The 19,737-nt window shown below is 74.3% G+C and carries 17 protein-coding genes; 5 read left to right on the top strand and 12 right to left on the bottom strand.

From position 1 onward, the window contains the following. Positions 1 to 12: 12 nt before the first annotated feature. Positions 13 to 1,104, bottom strand: a complete 1,092-nt coding sequence (locus tag IEZ07_RS00495) for an NADH:flavin oxidoreductase/NADH oxidase (RefSeq protein WP_191892969.1) — start codon at positions 1,102 to 1,104, stop codon at positions 13 to 15. 138 nt (positions 1,105 to 1,242) lie between these two features. Between IEZ07_RS00495 and IEZ07_RS00490 the strand changes: the two genes are divergently transcribed. Then, positions 1,243 to 1,569: an ArsR/SmtB family transcription factor gene (locus IEZ07_RS00490; RefSeq protein WP_204054193.1), complete on the top strand. Its 327-nt coding sequence runs from the start codon at positions 1,243 to 1,245 to the stop codon at positions 1,567 to 1,569. Positions 1,570 to 1,789: 220 nt separating this feature from the next. Here IEZ07_RS00490 and IEZ07_RS00485 read toward each other — a convergent pair whose 3' ends face one another. Continuing rightward, on the bottom strand, positions 1,790 to 2,059 hold the full coding sequence (locus IEZ07_RS00485) for a TetR/AcrR family transcriptional regulator C-terminal domain-containing protein (RefSeq protein ID WP_191892967.1): 270 nt from the start codon (positions 2,057 to 2,059) through the stop codon (positions 1,790 to 1,792). 60 nt (positions 2,060 to 2,119) lie between these two features. On the opposite strand from IEZ07_RS00485, the gene IEZ07_RS00480 reads away from it, so the two are divergent. After that, positions 2,120 to 2,590, top strand: coding sequence for a nuclear transport factor 2 family protein (locus tag IEZ07_RS00480; RefSeq protein ID WP_239319229.1), 471 nt, complete (start codon positions 2,120 to 2,122; stop codon positions 2,588 to 2,590). 63 nt (positions 2,591 to 2,653) lie between these two features. On the opposite strand, the gene IEZ07_RS00475 is transcribed toward IEZ07_RS00480, so the two are convergent. Further along, a complete protein-coding gene (locus tag IEZ07_RS00475; RefSeq protein ID WP_191892966.1) occupies positions 2,654 to 4,429 on the bottom strand; it encodes an alpha/beta hydrolase in 1,776 nt (591 codons plus the stop codon). A gap of 187 nt (positions 4,430 to 4,616) precedes the next feature. Next, positions 4,617 to 5,264: a TetR/AcrR family transcriptional regulator gene (locus IEZ07_RS00470; RefSeq protein ID WP_191892965.1), complete on the bottom strand. Its 648-nt coding sequence runs from the start codon at positions 5,262 to 5,264 to the stop codon at positions 4,617 to 4,619. A 134-nt stretch (positions 5,265 to 5,398) separates the two neighbouring features. On the opposite strand from IEZ07_RS00470, the gene IEZ07_RS00465 reads away from it, so the two are divergent. Continuing rightward, on the top strand, positions 5,399 to 5,938 hold the full coding sequence (locus IEZ07_RS00465) for a GNAT family N-acetyltransferase (RefSeq protein WP_239319227.1): 540 nt from the start codon (positions 5,399 to 5,401) through the stop codon (positions 5,936 to 5,938). 99 nt (positions 5,939 to 6,037) lie between these two features. Here the strand turns inward: IEZ07_RS00465 and IEZ07_RS00460 are convergent, their stop codons facing one another. Together IEZ07_RS00460 and chvE are read right to left on the bottom strand one after the other, a co-directional pair. Continuing rightward, positions 6,038 to 7,651, bottom strand: coding sequence for a methyl-accepting chemotaxis protein (locus IEZ07_RS00460; protein WP_204054192.1), 1,614 nt, complete (start codon positions 7,649 to 7,651; stop codon positions 6,038 to 6,040). Between the two features lie 94 nt (positions 7,652 to 7,745). Next, positions 7,746 to 8,837, bottom strand: a complete 1,092-nt coding sequence (gene chvE / locus IEZ07_RS00455) for a multiple monosaccharide ABC transporter substrate-binding protein (protein ID WP_239319225.1) — start codon at positions 8,835 to 8,837, stop codon at positions 7,746 to 7,748. 251 nt (positions 8,838 to 9,088) lie between these two features. Between chvE and IEZ07_RS00450 the strand changes: the two genes are divergently transcribed. Then, entirely contained in the window at positions 9,089 to 9,619 is a 531-nt protein-coding gene (locus IEZ07_RS00450; protein WP_191892964.1) for an O-acetyl-ADP-ribose deacetylase, read from the top strand. Positions 9,620 to 9,648: 29 nt separating this feature from the next. Here the strand turns inward: IEZ07_RS00450 and IEZ07_RS35385 are convergent, their stop codons facing one another. From IEZ07_RS35385 to IEZ07_RS00425, 5 genes are all read right to left on the bottom strand, one after another. Continuing rightward, positions 9,649 to 10,419 carry a sarcosine oxidase subunit gamma gene (locus IEZ07_RS35385; protein WP_239319224.1) on the bottom strand — a complete coding sequence of 257 codons (771 nt, stop codon included), beginning with the start codon at positions 10,417 to 10,419 and terminating at the stop codon, positions 9,649 to 9,651. Further along, on the bottom strand, positions 10,412 to 13,372 hold the full coding sequence (locus tag IEZ07_RS00440) for a 2Fe-2S iron-sulfur cluster-binding protein (protein ID WP_191892963.1): 2,961 nt from the start codon (positions 13,370 to 13,372) through the stop codon (positions 10,412 to 10,414). The genes IEZ07_RS35385 and IEZ07_RS00440 overlap by 8 nt, the downstream gene beginning before the upstream one ends. After that, a complete protein-coding gene (locus IEZ07_RS00435; RefSeq protein ID WP_191892962.1) occupies positions 13,369 to 13,647 on the bottom strand; it encodes a sarcosine oxidase subunit delta in 279 nt (92 codons plus the stop codon). The genes IEZ07_RS00440 and IEZ07_RS00435 overlap by 4 nt, the downstream gene beginning before the upstream one ends. 144 nt (positions 13,648 to 13,791) lie before the next feature. After that, on the bottom strand, positions 13,792 to 15,006 hold the full coding sequence (locus IEZ07_RS00430; protein WP_301549294.1) for a sarcosine oxidase subunit beta family protein: 1,215 nt from the start codon (positions 15,004 to 15,006) through the stop codon (positions 13,792 to 13,794). A 25-nt stretch (positions 15,007 to 15,031) separates the two neighbouring features. Then, complete coding sequence (locus tag IEZ07_RS00425) at positions 15,032 to 17,464, bottom strand: GcvT family protein (RefSeq protein WP_204054191.1); 2,433 nt, start codon at positions 17,462 to 17,464, stop codon at positions 15,032 to 15,034. A 146-nt stretch (positions 17,465 to 17,610) separates the two neighbouring features. On the opposite strand from IEZ07_RS00425, the gene IEZ07_RS00420 reads away from it, so the two are divergent. Continuing rightward, positions 17,611 to 18,450 carry an IclR family transcriptional regulator gene (locus IEZ07_RS00420; protein ID WP_239319222.1) on the top strand — a complete coding sequence of 280 codons (840 nt, stop codon included), beginning with the start codon at positions 17,611 to 17,613 and terminating at the stop codon, positions 18,448 to 18,450. A 101-nt stretch (positions 18,451 to 18,551) separates the two neighbouring features. On the opposite strand, the gene IEZ07_RS00415 is transcribed toward IEZ07_RS00420, so the two are convergent. Beyond that, the gene (locus IEZ07_RS00415) at positions 18,552 to 19,691 is read right to left on the bottom strand and encodes an aromatic ring-hydroxylating oxygenase subunit alpha (protein ID WP_204054190.1); all 1,140 of its coding nucleotides are present in this window, start codon (positions 19,689 to 19,691) and stop codon (positions 18,552 to 18,554) included. Positions 19,692 to 19,737 lie beyond the last annotated feature (46 nt).

The following is a 19,737-nucleotide window of genomic DNA, read 5'->3' as shown; positions in this document are numbered from 1 at the left end:
CGCCCCGGAGGGTCAGACCGCGCGGTGGTACTGGTCGGGCCAGCGGGGCTGCGCGCCCAGCTCGCGGGCGGCCAGGTTCGGCCAGTAGGGGTTGCGCAGCAGCTCGCGGCCGAGCAGTACGGCGTCGGCCTGGCCGGAGGCGACGATCTCCTCGGCCTGGCGCGGCTCGGTGATCTCGCCGACGGCGGCGACCGGCAGGTCGGTCTCGGCGCGGACCCGGGCCGCGAACGGCACCTGGTAGCCGGGGCCGGTGGGGATCCGCGCGCCGGGGGCGTTGCCGCCGGTGGAGGTGTCGAGCAGGTCCACGCCGCGGGCGAGCAGTTCCTTGGCCAGGCGGACGGTGTCGTCGGCGGTCCAGCCCTCCCGCTCGTCCTCGGGGTTCTCGGTGAGCCAGTCGGTGGCCGAGACGCGGAAGAACACCGGCAGGTCCTCGGGCCAGACGGCCCGCACGGCGTCGACGACCTCGAGGGCGAGGCGGACGCGGCCGTCGAACGAGCCGCCGTAGCCGTCGGTGCGGTGGTTGCTGTGCGGGGAGAGGAACTCCCCGATCAGGTAGCCGTGCGCGCCGTGCACCTCCGCGACCTGGAAGCCGGCCCGCAGCGCGCGCTCCGCCGCCCGGGCGAAGTCGCCGACGACCCGCTGGATCTCGTCCGCCGTCAACTCGTGCGGGACCGGGTGGCCGGGCGCGAACGGGAGCGGGCTCGGCGCGACCGGCAGCCAGCCGCCGTCGGCCTCGCCGACCGGCCCTCCGCCGCGCCAGGTCGGGCCGGTGGAGGCCTTGCGCCCGGCGTGCGCGAGCTGGATGCCGGGCACCGTTCCGTGCTCCTTGAGGAGCCGGGTGATCCGGGTGAACGCCTCCTCCTGCCGCCCGTTCCACAGCCCGAGGTCGGCCGGGCTGATCCGGCCCTCCGGGGAGACCGCCGTGGCCTCGGTGAGGATCAGCCCGGCGCCGCCCACCGCCCGGGCGGCGAGGTGGGAGAGGTGCCAGTCGTGCGGCACTCCGGTCTCCGGGCCGTCGGTCGCGGCGGAGTACTGGCACATCGGCGCCATCCAGATCCGGTTGGGGACCGTCAGGGACCGCAGGGTGATGGGCTCGAACAGCATGGGGACCTCTTCTCGATCGTTCGGGGGGACGGCTCGTCCGGAGTCCGACTTTTATACGATAATCATCGTACTACGATAAATGTCAAACTACGATGGATGTCGTACGATCGAGCCGGGACGAGGAGAAGGGGGTCGCCGATGTCCGCACGGATCCTGGAGCATCCGAGCATCGAGGAGATCCGGCTGGAGGCGGTGCTGCACGCCCTCGCCGACCCCATGCGCCTGGGGATCGTGCGCTTCCTCGCCGAGTCCGGGCGGGGCGTCCCCTGCTCGGAGATCGAGCTCGCCGTCAGCAAGTCCACCGGCACCCACCACTACCGCGTCCTGCGCGAGGCCGGGGTCATCCGACAGGTCTACCACGGCACCTCGAAACTGAGCTCGCTGCGCCGCGACGACCTCGACACCCTCTTCCCCGGGCTCCTGGACAGCGTCGTCGCCGCGGCCCGCAAACGGTCCGCGGTCTAGTCCTCCGGGCCGGGGACTCCGTTCACCTCGGGCCTGCCGTACGGCGATCCCTGCACGGTCGCGGACAGGGCCCGGCCGCCGGCCTCGCCACCTCCCCCGAGGCGGCGGCATCCGCCCGGTCAGGCGGCGGCGCACCGGCCGGGACCAGGTCCGGGGACACCGGCGGACGCCGGGGCGGACGGAGGAGCGGGAAGGAGACGACCCGCACGGGAACGGGGGGTCATCTCGCGTATCCGTGCAGGAAGGCGGCGACCGCGAGGTTCATGAGTTCGGCGGCTCGTTCCGCCGACGGGTCGGGTTCGAGGGCGGAGCCCCAGGCCGAGCCGGTGAGCGCGGAGTAGTGGACGGCCGCGACGTCGGGATCGCCCAGCCGCAGCAGCCCGCGCCGGTCGAGATCGGCGAGGTGCAGGGCCAGCTGCCGCTTGACGCGAGCCGGGCCGAGCCGGCCGCCCCCCATCCCGGCGACGGTGATCCCGCCGAAAAGTCGCACCCCATTTCCGTACGGTGTACGGTACGCTGCACGAGAAGGTTCTGACGTAAGGAGAAGGCAGTGGAGCAGACCGCAGCGAGACAGGACGGCACGGAGAACGGGGTGTTCGCACCGAGTGCCGAGGACGTGGCGGCGATCGAGGCGTGGTTCGCCGGGTACGACGCGCTGGCCGAGCGGGGCGCGGTCGAGGAGATCGCCGGCCTGGCGGTCTTCCCGCTCAACCTGGCCACCGACGTGCCCGGCGGCTCCGCCGCCGTCCGGCAGTGGAGCCGCGAGGAGTTCGTCGAGGTGATGACCGAGGTCATGGGCGGCGGCACGGCCGGCCTGGCGATGGAGTCCGTCCGGACCCCGCGCTTCCTCACCGCCAACCTCGTGCTCGTCGAGACGGAGACGACGATGACCGATGAGGAGGGGAACCGGCAGTCGACCCGCTACGCCGATCTGCTGGTGCGCACCGCCGACGGATGGGCGTTCCAGACCATGGTGCAGGGCGGCTGGGGCCACGGCTGGCCGCCCGCCACCCGCGGCTGACGCCGTCCCCGGCCCGCCACCCGCGGCCGACGCCGCGCCCCCGTCCTGGCCCCGCCACCGCCTTCACAGGTGCAGGTGCCACCAGGCCAGGAAACCGGCGGCGATCACCGCGGCGAGGAGGTGGGCCGCCGCCGGGTCACGGAGGAGCCCGCCCGCGCCCGTCCGCCGGGAGGCGCGGGCGGTCCGCGCCCGCCAGGCGGCCGCCAGTGTGACGGCCAGACCGGCCCAGGCCAACAGGCCGTACCACGGCACGGCGGCGGGGACCCCCATCCCCAGCACGACCTCGTTCTCCTTGATCACGCCGTACAGCGCGTCGGCCGTCAGCCCGGCCAGCGTCAGGCCGCACACCCCCGCCACCAGCGCGGGAAGGCGCCGGCGCGGGCGCGCCAGCCCCACACCGAGCTGCACCAGCGCGGTCAGGACGAACAAGCCGAAGGGCAGCAGTGTCCAGGGCTCCCGCTGCGCCCGGTACACCGCCGTGGTGAGGTGGAGCCGCTCCGGCCCGATCACCCGGTGGGCCGCCCGGGCGGGGTCGCAGGGCGGGGCCGCCGCGGGATCGGCGACGAAGGCGGCGATGGTCTGCCGGCCGCACCGGCTGGACAGGAACACCGCGTGCCCGACCCCGGCGAACTCCACGAACCGGGCGTTCGGCAGTGCCCGGGCGGCGGGCTCCGCGGTGCGGGTGGGCGTCGTCGGGTCGTACCGGCCTCCCACCACCAGGACGGGCGCCGTGGTGACGGCCTCGGCGGCGGGTGCGCCGGGCAGCTTCCAGGCGTCGCACACCGCCTGGTCGTGCACCACGGTGAACAGCTGCGGCCGCGCGGGCGCGAACGCGTTGTCGGGCGCCTCGTCCTGGCACTGGACGGCGTGGTAGAGGCCGAACTCGTGGCTGGTCAGCCCGGAGCCGGCCGCGTCGGCCAGCGGCTGGAGCAGGTCGTCGCGGCCGTCCGCCAGCCCGTCGATCAGCACGGGCACGATCGGGACCACCTCGGCCTCGCGCAGGGCCTCGCCGATCACCGTCGCCACGTCGTCGCCGGTGAGCCGGACGGTGATCGTCCTTCCGGTCAGGGGGTCGTCGGTCGTCACGACCGCCGGGTCGCGGTTCAGCCGGTCGACCATCCGCTCGAACCGCGCCGGCAGGTCCGGCCAGCGCTGACCGGCGAGCCTCCCGATCGCCTCGGTCAGGTCGCGGGCGGCGTCGTCGTACCAGTCCTTGCCGGCAGGCAGGAAGGAGTCCAGCACCACCGAGCGGGTGCCCTGCGGGTCCGCGGCGGCGGCCGCGAGCATGGAGCGGGTCGAGTAGCTGACCCCGAACAGATTCCAGCGCGCGTATCCCAGAGCCTGCCGCAGATCCACCACGTCGGCGGCGATCTCCCCGGTTCGGAATCCCCTCAGGTCCACTCCGAGGCGGTCGCGGCACGCCGTCGCTCCGACGGCGATCACGCCCCTCTCCTGCCCCGCCTGGCCGGGGGTGGCGAGCGTGTCCAGCACGGCGCGGACCGTCTCCGGGCAGTCCAACCGGGGCTGCGACCACCTGCTGCCGCGCTGCTCCAGCACGACCACGTCGCGGTCGGGGAACATGTCGGCGAGGTAGCCGGTGAGGGGGATCGAGCCCGACGCCGGACCTCCGCTGGTGTAGACGATCGGATCCGCGCCGCGGCCGGGCGCGGTCGAGCGGTGTACGGCGAAGCCCACCTTGACGGTGGGCCCCTGCGGCACGTCGCGGCGCTGCGGGACCACCAGATAGCCGCACCGGGTGCCCGGCGGGACCCGCACGGGACACGGGTGGTCCTCCAGCACCGGCGCGGCGCGCACCGAGGAAGGCGCAGCGGACGACACGGGGGAAGGCTCGGAGGAAAACGGGGAGAAAGACGCGGAGGAAGGCGCAGCGGACGAAACGCCGGCGGGGCGGGGAGGCGGTCCGGCGTGCGCCGGGGCGGCGGCCGGCGCGCCGGGCACCGGTGCACCGGTGCACCGGCGGCGAGGGCGGCCAGAGCCAGGGACACGGAACCGATGACGAGACCCTTCACGGACACGGGGGGATTTCCTTCCGGTTCATCGCGCCGTCGAGCGCGGCGGCCACGAGGCGTTCGGCGTAGGCGCGGTCCACCGGCGCTCCGGTGACCAGAACGCGGTAGTAGAGGGCCCCGGCGAGCTGGTCGAGGAGCACGGCGGCGTCGAGGTCGGCCCGCAGTTCCCCGCGCAGGCGCGCCCGCTCGATGAGCCCGAGGGCCAGCGCGTTGCGCCGGGCGTAGACCTGGCGGCCCATCTCCCCGATGTCGTCGTGGCGCGCACCGGCGGCGACGAGTTCGGCCACGACCCCCGCCGACCGGTCGTCGCGTCCGGCTGTCCTCCCGGCCGAGCGCATGCGGTTGAGCGCGTCGGCGATCTTCTCCATGTAGTCGGTCAGGTCCCGCCGGATGTCACCGGTGTCGTCGATGCCGTCGTCGTCCTGGAGCCGGGCCACCACCGCGACGGCCAGGTGGTCCTTGGTCGGCCAGCGGCGGTAGAGCGTGGTCTTGGCGACGCCGGCCCGTTCGGCCACCTCGTCGATGGACAAGCCGTTGTAGCCGCGCTCCAGGAGCAGTCCGGCCGCCGTTCGCAGCACCCGCTCGTCGACCTGCGCGTCACGCGGCCGTCCCCGCCGGGCCTGGTTCATTCCTGCCTCCCTCATTTACGCTACTACAGTAGCGTAAATGAGGGAGGCGTGACCATGGGTCCCGGCCGCCGGTCCCCGTGGAGGCCGGACATCCGGGCGTTGAGGACTGGGGCGCTGAGGACTCCGGCAGGGTGCGGCAGAATGCCCCGGTGGACGATCTGAAATCCCCCGAGATCCGCACGAAGCCGCTCATCCGCCCGGCGGAGCCCGGTGACGTCGACGTGCTGCACCGCTTCGTCGTCGAACTCGCCGAGGTCGAGGAGTTCCCAGGAGAGGTCACATCCCGGCCGCAGGACCTGGCGGAGGCCCTGTTCGGTCCGCGTCCGGTGGCCGAGGCCGTCGTCGCGACGGTCGACGGGCGACCGGCCGGCTTCGCCCTGTTCTATCCCACCTACAGCACCATCCTCGGCCGGCCCGGCATCCACCTCGACGACCTGTACGTCCGCCCCGAGCACCGGGGAGACGGACTGGGCCGGGCGCTGCTCGGCCACCTCGCACAGCTCGCGGTGGAGCGCGGCTGCGGCCGCCTGGAGTGGTGGGTGCTGCGCACCAACGACCCCGCCCTGCGCTTCTACCGCCGCCTGCGCGCCCGCGCGCTCGACGAGATCGAGGTCATGCGGCTCGACGGGGAGGTGCTGCACGGCCTCGCGGCGGCCACCCGCCCGCTCGGCGACGGCCTCGACCGGTAGAGCCCGGACGGCGCGTCCCGGAGTCCGGGCCGATCGGGGCCCGGGCGGCGCGTCCCGACGTCCGAGCTCCACCGGTCGAGGCCCGGACGCCGGGACGCGTCAGCAGCGGAAGTGCGCCACCAGGTCCCGCAGTTCGCGGGCCATCGCGTTGAGCTCGCCGACGGCCTGCTGGGAGCGGGCGACGCTCTCGGTGGTCGTCCGCGACGCGTTCGCGATCTCGGCGATGTTCTCCGCGATGTCACGGGAGCCCTCCGCCACCGCCGTGACACTGCGGCTCATCTCGTTGGTGGTGGCCGTCTGCTCCTCCACCGCGCTGGCGATGACGCCCTGGGAGTCGTTGATCTGCCCGATCACCGAACTGATCCGGCCGATCGCGGTGACGGCCCCCGCGGTGTCGTCCTGAATTGCCTGCACCCGCCGGGAGATGTCCTCGGTGGCCCGGGCGGTCTCCTGGGCCAGTTCCTTGACCTCGCTGGCGACCACGGCGAACCCCTTGCCGCTCTCGCCCGCCCGCGCCGCCTCGATGGTCGCGTTGAGCGCGAGCAGGTTCGTCTGCTCGGCGATCGAGGTGATGAGCGCCACCACGGTGGCGATCTCCCTGGACGACTCCCCCAGCTTGCCGATCTGCGCGGTCGTCTGGCCGGCGACCTCCACCGCCTGCCCGGCCACCCGGGCGGCCCCCAGGGCGCTGCCGGCGATCTCCTGGATCGAGGCGCCCATCTCCTCGGAGCCGGTGGCGACCATCTCGACGTTCTCCGACACCGACGCCGCCGTGTCGGAGACGGCCTGCGCCTCGGACGCGGCGCGCCGGGCCGATTCCGCCACCGCGTCGGTGGCCGAGGCCATCTCCTGGGCCGCCGCGGCCACCGCCTGCGCCGAGGCCGACACCGAGGCCACCACGTTCCGGACGCTGGCCTGCGCCTGGTCCATGGCGCGGGCCATCTGGCCCACCTCGTCGGTGGTGGTGACGTCGCTGGTGACCGTCATGTCACCGTCGGCCATGGCCGCCAGGGAACGGCGCACCCGCAGCAGCGGGCGGGTGATCGAGATCACCACGACACGGGCCAGCAGGACCAGGATGACGGCGGTGACCACCACGGTGGCGAGGATCAGCTGCGTCGCCCGCTCACGGCTGGCGGCGGCGTCCGTCTTCGCCTGGTCGATGCTCTGCGCGAAGAAGGCCCGCTCGTTACGGGTCACCGCGCCGGTGAGGTAGTTGTCGACGCCGACCTGCTGCCAGCTGCGCCGCGCCTGGGCCTGGTCGGCCGCCGCGTTGTCGACGAAGTGCCCGACGACGTCGATGTACTCGGTGAACACCGTCGTGATGCGGCTCACCGAGGCGCGCTGCCCGGCCGGGACGTCGACGGCCTTCAGCCGCTCCAGCATCTCCCGGGTGCTCTTGATCTGGGCGTCGAGCGTCTCCCGCTGCCGGGCGGGATCGTCGCGGACCACCGACTCCAGTCCGCCGACCTTCAGGTCGGCGGCCATCCGGTCCAGCTGCAGGACGATGGCGTTGGCCTCGTTGAGCCGGTTGAGGCGCTCGTTCGCCGCGTCGACCGCACGGTTGTTGACGACGGTGACGGCGAAGCAGGCCGTCAGGGCCAGGAGGCTGGCGCCGACCAGCGCCATGAGTTTGACGGCGACGGGCCGGTTGAGGAAGCCGGTCGCCAGCTTTCCTCTGCGCTTGGGGGCGTGGCCGGGCGGGACGTTCACGGGAAGGGCTCCTTACGCGCCGGTGGCGCTGTCATGATCGGGGTGGCCGCAGGGGCGACGACCGGGGCGGGCCGGGCCCCGGTCCGCGGGGCGGTCAGCCGCTGATCTGCTCGGCGGTGTAGTAGCCGCTGTCGATGAGGATGCGCTCGTAGTTCGACTCGTCGACGTCCACCGGCTGCAGCAGGAAGGTGGACATGGTCTTCGCGCCGTTGTGGTACTGCTCGGTGTCGTTGACCTCGGGCGTCTCACCGCGCAGCAGCATGTCGGTCATCCGCACCGCGACCTTGGCCAGCTCGCGGGTGTCCTTGAACACCGTCGCGCTCTGCTTGCCCGCGGCGATCAGCTTCACCGAGTCCACCTCCACGTCCTGCCCGGTCACGACCGGCATGGGCTTGGCGGCGGTGCCGTACCCGTCCGCCTGGAGGGCCGCGACGATCCCCAGGGACATCCGGTCCAGTGGTGAGAGCACCGCGTGGACGGACGCCGAGCGGTAGTGCTTCTCCAGCAGCTCGGTCATGCGGGTCTGGGCCAGCTTCGTCTCGTAGCCGACGGTGCTGATGTCGGCGAACTCGCGTTTGCCGCTCCTGAGCACCAGCTTCCCGGAGGAGATGTGGGGCTGCAGCACGCTCATCGCGCCGTTGAAGAAGAACGTGGCGTTGTTGTCGGTGGGCGACCCGCCGAACAACTCGAGGTTGAAGGGTCCCTCGGCCGTGGCGAGCTTGAGCCTGTCGGCGATGGCCCTGCCCTGCAGCACGCCGACCCGGAAGTTGTCGAAGGTGGCGTAGTAGTCGACGTCCGGCGTGCCCCGGAGCAGCCGGTCGTAGGAGATCACCGGGATGTCGTCCGCGGCCGCCCTCTCCAGCACGTCCTTCAGGACGGGACCGTCGACGGCGCCGATGACCAGGGCCTTGACCCCGTTGTCCACCATCTCCTCGACCTGGTCGGCCTGGGTGGCGGCGTCGTCTTCGGCGTACCGCAGGTCGGTCTTGTAGCCGAGCAGCTCCAGCTGCTTCCTCATGCTGCCGCCGTCCTTGATCCAGCGCGGCCGGGCCGTCGTCGGCAGGGTGATCCCGACGGTGCCGCGGTCGGCCGGCTCGGAGGCGGAGGCGCCGTCGACGGCGCAGCCCGCCGCCGTCAGCACCAGTGCGCCCATCGCGACGGCGATCTTCGGAATCGTGCTGCGCACCCTCGTCCTCCAGCAGGTCGTTCGGGGAGTCCGCCCGCCGGAGGCGTCCTCCGGCGGCGGGGAACGGCGACCGCCGCTCTCGTCATCAGATCGGCGTCCCGGATCGGGAGCTGAACGAAACCCGGTGGCGGGCCTCACGGCCGCCGGACGGCGCGCCATGCGCGGTGCCGCAGCGGGCGTGCTTCCAGGCGGTCCCCTTTCCCGGCCGCCGGACGGCGCGCGATGCGCGGTCCGCTGGCAGACTCGTTCCCATGCGGATCACGCTGGTCCAGGGGGACATCACCGAGCAGGACGCCGACGTCGTCGTCAACGCCGCCAACTCCTCGCTGCTGGGCGGCGGCGGGGTCGACGGGGCGATCCACCGGCGCGGAGGGCCGGCGATCCTCGCGGAGTGCCGGAGACTGCGCGCCTCGCACTACGGCGGAGGGCTGCCGACCGGCCAGGCCGTGGCGACCACGGCCGGGGAGCTCCCCGCCCGCTGGATCGTCCACACCGTCGGTCCCGTCCACTCCGCCGAGGAGGACCGCTCGGAGCTGCTCGCCTCCTGCTACCGCGAGTCGCTCAGGGTCGCCGACGAGCTGGGGGCGGCGAGCATCGCGTTCCCCGCGGTCTCCGCCGGGGTCTACGGCTGGCCGATGGACGACGCCGCCCGCATCGCGATCGGCACCGTGCGCGCCACCCCGGCCCGGGTGGCGGACGTGCGGTTCGTGCTGTTCTCCCCGGACGCGTACACCGCCTTCGAAAACGCCCTGGCCGGCACCGGGCCCGCCGGCGCCTCCTGACCCCTTCCCTGAACCGCTCCCGCGGCCCCTCAGCGCAGGTACTCCGTCGCCGCGTCGAGCAGCCAGGCCCACAGGTAGGCGGCGAACGACGACCGGACGAAGATCTGGAACTCCTCGTCCTCCCCCGCGGCGAGCAGGACATCGGCCCTGGCCAGCGTGCTCCGGGCGCACGTCCCGGGCCCGAAGACGCGGGGATGCAGGTCGAGCGGGCAGCCGTGGGCCAGCACGTCGCGGGCGGCCGGTCCGGCCAGGCGGATCACCGTGCGCTGCGCGGACACGTCGGTGACCGCGGCGTGCCCGTCGCCCGCGGCCGCCCGCAGCCGGGCGGCGAGCCCGCTCTCCCCCGGGGCCCCGCTCCCTCCGGACGGCCCGCTCCCCCCGGCCGCGGCACCCCCTCCCAGGGTCCCGCTCCCTCCCGGCGGCCCGCTCCCCCCGGCCGCCGCACCCCCTCCCGGCGGCCCGCCCTCCTGCGGTGTGCCGCCCTCCGCCCCGACGACCAGCCACTTGTCCGGTCCCAGCCAGAACACCGAGCAGGGCGGGTAACCGGTCACGGGACCCGTGTACGTGCCGGGCCGTACCGGGAGCGGCGTGCCCAGGGCCGCGGCGAGCCCGGCCGCGGCCTCGCCCAGCGGGTCGGCCCGGACGTCGACCTGGGCCAGGAACGGCGTCTCCGCCATCCGGACCCGCTCCCCCGCCACCGGCGCGAACCCGCCGAGCGGACTGCGCCGGACGGCCCTCCCGGCTCCCGCCACCGTTCCCGGCCCCGTCTCCGGCCCCGTCTCCGGCGCGCCCTCAGCCATCGCGGCGTGCCCCTTCCGGGTCGTACAGCACGGGGGAGGCGACGGCGACGGGCGCCTGCCCGCCGTCGAGGACGGCGAAGATCCGGTCGCCGATCCGGTCCCGGCCGCCGCTCACCAGCGCGAGCGCGAAGGTACGGCCGAGCCCGGCGCCGAGGTAGGAGGAGGTGACGTGGCCGAGCGACCTGACGGGCGGGGCGGGCAGCCGCTCGTGCTCCACCAGCTGGGTCCCTTCGGGGATCAGCAGACCCGGGTCCTCCGGCAGCAGGCCGACCAGGTGCCTGCGGTCCCGCCGTACGGTGTCGGCCCGGGTGAGCGAGCGCCTGCCGACGAAATCGGCCTTCTTCTTCGAGATCATCCACTCCATGCCCAGATCGGCCGGGGTGACGGTGCCGTCGGTGTCCTGCCCGATGATCGGGTACCCCTTCTCCGCGCGCAGCACGTGCATGGCCTCGGTCCCGTACGGCGTGACGCGGCCGGTGTCCAGGACCGCGCTCCAGAGGGCGGGCCCGTGCCACGCGCCGACGTTGATCTCGTAGGCCAGCTCGCCGCTGAAGCTGATCCTGCACACCCTGGCGGGCATCCCGGCCACCTCGGTGTCCCGCCAGGTCATGAAGGGGAAGTCCGCCGCGTCCGCGGCCAGCCGCGGGGCGAGGCCGGACAGCACGTCGCGCGCGGCGGGACCGGCGAGCGCCACGGTGGCCCACTGCTCGGTGACCGACGTGCAGTACACCCGCAGCGACGGCCACTCGGTCTGCAGCCACTCCTCCATCCAGTCGAGCACCGCGGCGGCGTTGCCCGTGGTCGTGGTCGCCAGGAACCGGTCCTCCGCCAGGCGGATCACCGTCCCGTCGTCGAACACCATCCCGTCGGCCCGGCACATCACGCCGTAGCGGATCGAGCCGGGCCGCAGCGTGCCCATCAGGTTCGTGTAGAGCCTGTCGAGGAACCCGGCGGCGTCCGGCCCCCGAACCTCGATCTTGCCGAGGGTGGAGACGTCCATCGCTCCGGCGCCCCCGCGCACGGCGCGGCACTCCCGCAGCACCGCCGCCGCCATGTCCTCGCCTTCGCGGGGGTAGTAGCGGGGCCGCTTCCACTGCCCGGCGTTCTCGAAGACCGCGCCGCGCTCCACGTGCCACCCGTGCATCGGGGTGACCCGTACCGGGTCGTGCAGCGCACCCCGGTCGCGGCCGGCGAGCGCGGCGAACGACACCGGCGTGTACGGCGGGCGGAACGAGGTGACGCCCACCTCCCGCACGTGGACGCCCAGCTCGCCCGCGACGATCGCCGGCACGAGCGTCCCCGAGGTCTTGCCCTGGTCGTGGGCCGTGCCCGCCGTGGTGTGGCGCTTGACGTGCTCGACCGAGCGCAGCCCGGCTCCGGTCGCCCGCCGGATGTCGGCCACGGTCACGTCGCGCTGCAGGTCGACGAAGTGCGTGGAGCAGTCGTCGGCGGGCACCAGCCACAGCGCGTGGCCGTTCGCCTGCGGGGCCCCGTCCGCCGCCCGCCGGACCCCGCCTCTGCGCTCCGGGCTCCCGCCGCCCGCCTGACGGTCCCTCCCCGTCCCCGGCCGCCCCGTACCCGCCCGGCTCCCCCCTCCGCCGAGCGCCTCGGCCGCCCTGGTCCCCGCCGCCGCGCCGTCGGCGAGGCAGTCGTGCAGGGACGTGAGACCGCGGGCGGCTCCGGCGACCTCCACGGCCGGGGGCGGCGTGTCCGGCACGAACGCCTGCAGCCCGTCGTCGAACCTGACCGTGCCGCCCACCTGGCAGAACAGGTGGACGACGGGGTTCCAGCCGCCGGAGACCAGCAGCAGGTCGGCCTCGAACTCCCTGCCGTCACCGGTGACGACGGAGGTGACCTCGCCCGTCCCCCTCGCCTCGGCCACCACCCCGCCGGCGAGCACCTCGATGCCGTGTTCCCGCACCCGCTCCCGCCATCGCCCGTTCGGCCCGGGACGGGCGTCGGCGACGGCGAGGATCCGCACGCCCGCGCCGGCGAGGTCGAGCGCGGCGGCGTAGGCGGCGTCATCGGTCGTGAAGACCACGGCCCGGCGGCCCGGGAGCACCGCGTAGCGGTTGGCGTAGGTACGCGCCGCCCCGGCCAGCATCACTCCGGGCAGGTCGTTGCCCGCGAACGCGATCGGCCGCTCGTGCGCACCGGTCGCCAGCACGACCCGGCGGGCCCGGATGCGCCAGACCCGCTCCCGCGCCATCCAGGCCGGAGCCGCCGCGCCTAGATGGGCGGTCCGCCGCTCCACCGCCACCAGGTGGTTGCCGTCGTAGTGCCCGACGACCGTGGTCCTGGGCAGGACCCGCACCTCCGGGAGGCGCGAGAGCTCCGCCGCCGTCGCGGCGGCCCATTCCGCGCCGGGTGGGCCGGCCGATTCACCGGAAACGAGCGGGAGCGCACCGGACAGACCGAGAGAGCCGGAGGGGACCGCGCCGGGCGGGGCGAGGGAGCCGGGAGGGACCCCTCCGGGCAGGCCGAGCAGGACGCCGCCCGGCTCCGGCTGCTCGTCCGCGACGATGACGCGGGCGCCGTCCGCCGCGGCGGCGCGGGCCGCGGAGAGCCCGGCCGGTCCCGCGCCCACGACGAGGACGTCGCAGTGGGCGTGCACCGCGTCGTAGCGGGCCGGATCCGGCCTGTCCGCCAGCCGTCCCCGGCCGGACAGCCCGCGCGCCACCAGCCCGTCGTACAGCTCGACCGTGGTGGCGGTCAGCATCGGCTCGGGGAACGGCTCCTCGATCTGGACGATCGCGTTCGGCTCCTCCGGGCCCGCGGAGAAGATCCCGCGGGGACGGCCGAACCTGACGCTGGTCGCCACCCGCCGGACCCCCGCCGCGAGCAGCGCGGAGGCCAGGGTGTCGCCGGGGTGGCCGGTGAGGTCGCGGCCGTCGAACCTGAAGCGCAGCACCCGGCTCCGGTCGATCCGCCCGCCCGCCGCCGCCCGCGTCATCCCGTCACCGGCCGGGGCTCGCCGGGACGGTAGACGGCGTGGATCCGGTTCGTCGCGGTGTCCCGCACGGCGTTGAACCAGCGGCGGCATCCGGCGGCGTGACTCCACCGCTCGGCGAAGGCGCCTTCGGGGTTGTCGCGGAAGAACAGGTAGCGCGCCCACTCCTCGTCGGTGAGCGCGCCCGGATCGGCGGGGTAGGCCACGTGCGCCTGCCCGCCGTAGTGGAACTCGGTCTCGTCCCGCGGCCCGCACCACGGGCAGGGGATCAGCAGCATCCGCCCGGTACTCCTCTCCGCTCCTGCGCCCGGCCACGCGGCCGGTCCCGTCCGCGTCCTGTCCTCCGTCCGCGTCCTGTCCTCCGTCCGCGTCTGTGCACGTCCCGTCCACGACCTCGCGACCGCTCCTGCGCCCGGCCCCGCCTAGTGCGCCACCGCCGCCGCGCCGTGCTCGTCGACGAGCGCACCGGTGGTGAAGCGGTCGAGCGAGAAGGGGGCGGCCAGCGGGTGCGGCTCCCCGTGCGCGATCGTGTGGGCGAAGCACCAGCCCACCCCCGGGGTCGCCTTGAACCCGCCGGTCCCCCAGCCGCAGTTGACCAGCAGCCCGTCGACCGGGGTGCGGCCGATGATCGGCGAGGCGTCCGGGCTGACGTCGACCACGCCGGCCCAGGTCCGCAGGACGTGCGCGCGGGCGAAGACGGGGAAGAGCTCCAGCGCCGCCGCCATCTGCCGCTCGACGACGTGGAACGCGCCGCGCTGCCGGTAGGAGTTGGCCGCGTCGATGCCCGCGCCCATGACCAGCTCCCCCTTGTGCGCCTGGCTGACGTAGACGTGCACGGCGTTGGACATGACGACCGTCGGATGCACGGGTTCGAGCAGCTCCGACACCAGCGCCTGGAGCGTGTGGCTCTGCAGCGGCAGCTCCACGCCTGCCGTGCCCGCGACGACGGACGTGCGCCCCGCCGCGCAGAGCGCGACGGTCCCGGCCGCGATGCGGCCCCCGGCCGTCAGCACGGCCCGGGCCCGCCCGCCCGCGACCTCGATCCCGGTGACCTCGCAGTGCTCGACCAGGTGGACGCCCAGCTCCGCGGCCGCCCTGGCGAACCCCCAGGCGACGTGGTCGTGCTTGGCGATGCCCGCGCGCGGCTGGTAGGTCGCCCCGAGCACCGGATGGCGCACGTCCGGTGAGACGTCGACGATCGGGCAGACCTCCCCGACCTCCTCCGGGCCGAGCCACTCGGCGTCCACGCCGTTGAGCCGGTTGGCGTTGACGCGGCGCACGCCGTCCCGCACGTCCTGGAGGCTGTGCGCCAGGTTGAGCACGCCCCGCTGGCTGAAGAGCAGCGGGTGGCCGAGCTCCTCCTCCAGCCCCTCCCAGAGCTTCAGCGCGTGCTCGTAGATGCCCGCGCTCTCGTCCCACAGGTAGTTGGACCTGATGATCGCGGTGTTCCTGGCCATGTTGCCGCCCGCGAGCCACCCCCGCTCCAGGACGGCGACGTCCGTGATCCCGTGGTTCCTCGCCAGGTAGTACGCCGTCGCCAGGCCGTGGCCGCCCGCTCCCACGATCACCACGTCGTACGAGCGGCGGGGCTCCGGAGCGCGCCACAGCACGCCGGGAGGGTCCGGCAGGTCGTCCACCGCGTGCTCCCCTCTCACCCGCGCCTCACCCGCGCAGCCGTTCCATCGCCGGGTCGAAGAGCGGCTCGTCCGCCACCACCGCGGGGACGCGCCGGTCGAAGTAGCCGATCCCGATCTCCCGCCCGGGGACGGCCAGCTCCGCGGGCAGCCAGGCGTAGGCGATGCCCCTGCCGATCGTGTGGCCGTACGCGGCACTGGTGACGTATCCGACCGGCCGGTCCCCGTCGTGGACGGGCTCCCCGCCCATCACCACCGCGTCCGGCCCGTCGGTCACCAGGCAGGTGAGCCTGCGCCGTACGGCCCGCCGCCGCTCCTCCAGCGCCGCCCGCCCGACGAAGTCGTCCCCGCCCTCCCGGACGGCGAAGCCGAGGCCCGCCTCGTACGGGTCGTGCTCGAAGGTCATGTCCGTGCCGAACGACCGGTAGCCCTTCTCCAGCCGGAGGCTGTCGAACGCGCCCCGCCCGCCCGCGACGATCCCGTACGGCCGCCCGGCCTCCCAGAGCGTGTCCCACAGCTTGGCGCCCAGGTCCGCCGTGGTGTAGAGCTCCCAGCCGAGCTCCCCGATGTAGGAGAGCCGGAGCGCGGTGACCGGGACCGCGCCGACGAAGCCGCGGGCGGCGCGGAAGTAACCGAAGCCGCCGCGGTCGAAGGCGGGACCCGCCAGCGGGGCCACCAGGTCGCGGGCGCGCGGCCCCCAGACGCCGACGCAGCAGGTGCCCGCGGTGACGTCGCGCACGGTCACCGAGCCGTCGGCGGGCAGGTGCCGGCGCAGCCGGTCGAGGTCGAGCTCGCCGTTCGCGCCGATCTGGAAGAGGTCGGGGCCGAGCCTGGCGACCGTGATGTCGCCGCGGATGCCGCCGTCCTCGCCGAGCAGCAGGCAGTAGGTCACCGCGCCGACCGGCCTGCCGATGTCGCCGGTGGACGTGCGCCGCAGGAAGGCGGCGGCCCCGGGCCCGCTCACCTCGATCCGCTTGAGCGGGGTCATGTCGTAGAGCGCGACCGACTCGCGGGACGCCCGGGCCTCCGCCCCGACGATCGGCGACCAGTGGCGCGCCGCCCACTCCCCCGGCCGGTGGATCTCCCTGCCGTCCAGCAGCGGGGCGTTCGCGTCGTACCACTGGGGCCGCTCCCAGCCCGCCGCCTCCAGGAAGTGCGCGCCGAGCTCGCGCTGCCGGGCGTGGAACGGGCTGACGCGCAGCGGCCGGAGGTCCTCCGGCGGCTGGCGCGGGTGGACGATGTCGTAGACCTCGACGAAGTTCCGGCAGCTCCGGGTGCGGACGTACTCCGGAGCGAGCTGGTGCGCCTCGAACCTGTTCACGTCGCACTCGTGCAGGTCGAACGAGGAGCAGTGGCCGTCGGTCAGCCACTCCGCCACCGCCCTGGCGACGCCCGCCGAGTGGGTGACCCAGACGGCCTCGGCCACCCAGAAGCCCGCGACCTCGGGCGACTCCCCCAGCAGCGGCAGGTTGTCCGTCGTGAAGGAGAACAGGCCGTTCACGCCCTCCGCGATCTCCGCCTCGCGCGTCGCGGGCAGCAGCGACCGCGTCTCCTCCCAGGCCGGGGCGAAGTCCTCCGGGGTGAACTCCAGGACCGACGGCATCACCGGGGCCTCACCGAACGGGAGGATGTCGCCGGGGTCCACCGGCATCGGGCGGTGGCCGTAGAAGCCGACGCCGAGCCGGTCGAACCGGTCGCGGTAGTAGAGGTCGGCGTCCTGGTGGCGCAGGATCGGCCGGACGCACTCCCGCGCCTGGCCCGCGAGCGCGGGCACCGGGCCGGTCCAGGCGAGCTGGTGCGCCAGCGGGGTCAGCGGCAGCTCCATCCCGGCCATCCGCGCGACCTTCGGCCCCCAGATCCCGGCGCAGCACACGACGACGTCGGCGGGGACGTCCCCCCGGTCGGTGACGACGGCGCTCACCCTGCCGCCCCGCACCCGCACGTCGAGCACCTCGTGCCGGTCCAGCACGCGCACCCCCCGCTCCCGGGCGCGCGCGAGCTGGACCCCGACCGCGCGTACGGCCTGCGCCACCCCGTCGGAGGGGACGTGCAGCCCGCCGAGCACGCGGGCCGGGTCGAGCAGCGGGTGCAGCGCCACGCATTCGGCGGGCGCCAGCACGCGGGCGTCGAGCCCCCACGAGACCGCCCAGCCCCGGCGGCGGTGCAGCTCGGCGAGGCGTTCGGGCGTGGTGGCCACCTCCAGGCCGCCCACCGGCAGGAAGCAGCCGAGCGCCGTCAGCTTCCCGGCCGTGTAGCGGGCCAGTTCGGTCATGGTCTTCGACGGGTTCGTCTGGAAGACCAGGCCGGGGGCGTGGGAGGAGGAGCCGCCGGTCGCCGGGACCGGTCCCTGGTCGACGACGGTGACGGAGTCGCCCGGGGACCGGCTCCGGCCTCTGGCGGAGAGCTCGTCGGCGAGGGCGGCTCCGACCACTCCGGCGCCGATGATGACGATGCGTGCCACGCACACCTCCGGTCAGCGCCGCCTTCCGGCCCGCTGGATGATCCGTTGCGCATGACGCACCGGGATGCTCATCGAGAAACAGAATCACCTCTGCCGATCGGACCGTCAAGGGTCCCGGGCGCGGAGCCGTACTACAGTGCGCGGTTGTGGACGTTGCGGGCGGCTCGGCGGACGACTCGGTGGACGACTCGGTGGACGACGGCGGGACCGGGGGCGGTGGCGGGACCGGGGGCGGCGGGGTGCAGTCGGTCGACCGGGCCATCGGCATCCTGGAGATCCTCTCCCGGCGCGGTGAGGCGGGCGTGAGCGAGCTCGCCGCGGAGATCGGGGTGCACCGGTCCACCGCCTTCCGCCTGCTCGGCGCACTCGAGTCGCGCGGCCTGGTCGAGCAGGCCGAGGACCGCGGGAAGTACCGTCTCGGGTTCGGCGTCGTACGGCTCGCCGGCGGCGTCGCGGCCCGGCTCGACCTGGTCCAGCAGGGCCGCCCGGTCTGCCGCCGCCTGGCGCAGGAGCTGGGCGAGACCGTCAACCTCGCGGTCGCCCGCTCCCACTACGCGGTCAACCTCGACCAGGTGCGCGGGCCCGCCGCGGTCACCGCGCACAACTGGGTCGGGCAGCTCACCCCGCTGCACGCCACGTCGAGCGGGAAGGTCCTCCTGGCCCACCTCGACGACCGGCACCGGGCGCGCCTGCTGGCCGCCGCGGGCCTCGACGCGTACACGCCGCACACGATCACCTCGGCCGCCGCGCTCGACGCGCAGCTCGGCGAGGTGCGCGAACGCGGTTACGCGGTCACCGTCGAGGAGTACGAGATCGGGCTGAACGCGATAGCCGCGCCCGTCCGGTCCTACGAGGGCGAGGTCGTCGCCGCCGTCAGCGCCTCCGGCCCGGCGTACCGGTTCAGCGGGGACCGCCTGCACGAGCTCGCGCCCGTCCTGGTCGCCGGTGCCGCGGACATCGGCCACCGCCTCGGCCACCCGGGCTGACGGCTCCTGCCGGAACGACCCCGGTCGCGTCGCCGACCGGCCGGTGCCGGGCGGCCCGTCCGCCTGCGGGTGCGGGCCGGACGCACCGATCGGAGTCCCGCTCAGGCCAGCCTGTCGCGCACCCACTCGTGGAACGCGCCGATGTGGTGCTCGCTCGGCACCAGGACGCCTCCCCGGGCGTACGCGCGCGAGCCCATCGACGGCTGGCACCGCTCGCACGCCTCGAAGTCCTGCAGGTTGACCCGGTGGAAGAGTTCCACCGAGGGTCCGATGTCCCGCCCGCCGGCCACGACGTCCCCGGTGAACAGCCAGTCGCACTCCACGACCGTGCGCCCGGCGCCGAGGGGGAACATCCGGTGCAGGATCACGTGGTCGGGGACGAGGTTGACGAAGACCTGCGGCTTGATCGTGACGGCGTAGTAACGGCGGTCCTGCTCCTCGGTCACACCGGGGATGCGGTCCACGCCCTCGGAGCCGTCGACGGTGAACCCCCGGATGTCCGGGCCGAACTCCGCGCCGTGGCCCACGTAGTACTGCGCCGCGTAGCCCCCGGCGAACTCGGGCAGCACGCCGACCAGCTCCGGATGGATCGTGGCGCAGTGGTAGCACTCCATGAAGTTCTCGACGATGAGCTTCCAGTTGGCCCGGACGTCGTAGACGATCCTGCGGCCAAGTTCCAGCCCGTCGACGCCGTAGTTGCCGATCGGGTCGCCGTCCCCGAGCCGGGCCGTCACCTCGCCGACCACGCAGGCCTCGAACGACGGCGGCTCGCCGGCCAGGCAGACCCACACGTAGCCGAGCCACTCCCGCACGTGGACGTCGATCAGGCCGTACCCGACGCGGTCGAGGTCGGGCATCTCCGTCAGGTTCGGCGCGGCGACCAGCCTGCCGGTCAGGTCGTAGGACCAGGCGTGGTAGGGGCAGGAGAAGGCCCGCCGTACCCGCCCGGACTCCTCCGTGCACAGCCGCGCGCCGCGGTGGCGGCAGACGTTCAGGAACGCCCGGACCGAACCGTCCCCGGCCCTGGCGACCAGCACGCTCTCCCGGCCGACCTGGACCGTCCTGAACGCCCCCGGTCCGGCGAGGTCGGCGGCGCGCACCGCGCAGAACCACATGGACTCGAAGATGCGCTCCTGCTCCAGCGCGAAGACGGCGTCGTCGGAGTAGAAGGAGCCGGGGAGCGTGGCGATCAGACTCGGCGGCAGGCTCGGTGGCGGGCTGGACGGCAGGTGCGTCGTCACGGTTCGCGGCCCTCCGTTTCGCTGGGCGGGACAGGTACCGCTGTAC

Origin of the sequence: Planomonospora parontospora, assembly GCA_014647935.1 — a bacterium.
GTDB classification, from domain to species: domain Bacteria; phylum Actinomycetota; class Actinomycetes; order Streptosporangiales; family Streptosporangiaceae; genus Planomonospora; species Planomonospora parontospora.
Note: the sequence above shows the minus strand (reverse complement) of the source record. Positions and strands in the feature narration are given on the sequence as shown.

Excerpts from the sequence above, each read along its gene's own strand:
- IEZ07_RS00495 (WP_191892969.1), bottom strand. The coding sequence starts at position 1,104 with ATGCTGTTCGAGCCCATCACCCTGCGGTCCCTGACGGTCCCCAACCGG.
- IEZ07_RS00490 (WP_204054193.1), top strand. The coding sequence starts at position 1,243 with ATGTCCGCACGGATCCTGGAGCATCCGAGCATCGAGGAGATCCGGCTG.
- IEZ07_RS00470 (WP_191892965.1), bottom strand. The coding sequence starts at position 5,264 with ATGAGGGAGGCAGGAATGAACCAGGCCCGGCGGGGACGGCCGCGTGAC.
- IEZ07_RS00450 (WP_191892964.1), top strand. The coding sequence starts at position 9,089 with ATGCGGATCACGCTGGTCCAGGGGGACATCACCGAGCAGGACGCCGAC.
- IEZ07_RS35385 (WP_239319224.1), bottom strand. The coding sequence starts at position 10,419 with ATGGCTGAGGGCGCGCCGGAGACGGGGCCGGAGACGGGGCCGGGAACG.
- IEZ07_RS00440 (WP_191892963.1), bottom strand. The coding sequence starts at position 13,372 with ATGACGCGGGCGGCGGCGGGCGGGCGGATCGACCGGAGCCGGGTGCTG.
- IEZ07_RS00435 (WP_191892962.1), bottom strand. The coding sequence starts at position 13,647 with ATGCTGCTGATCCCCTGCCCGTGGTGCGGGCCGCGGGACGAGACCGAG.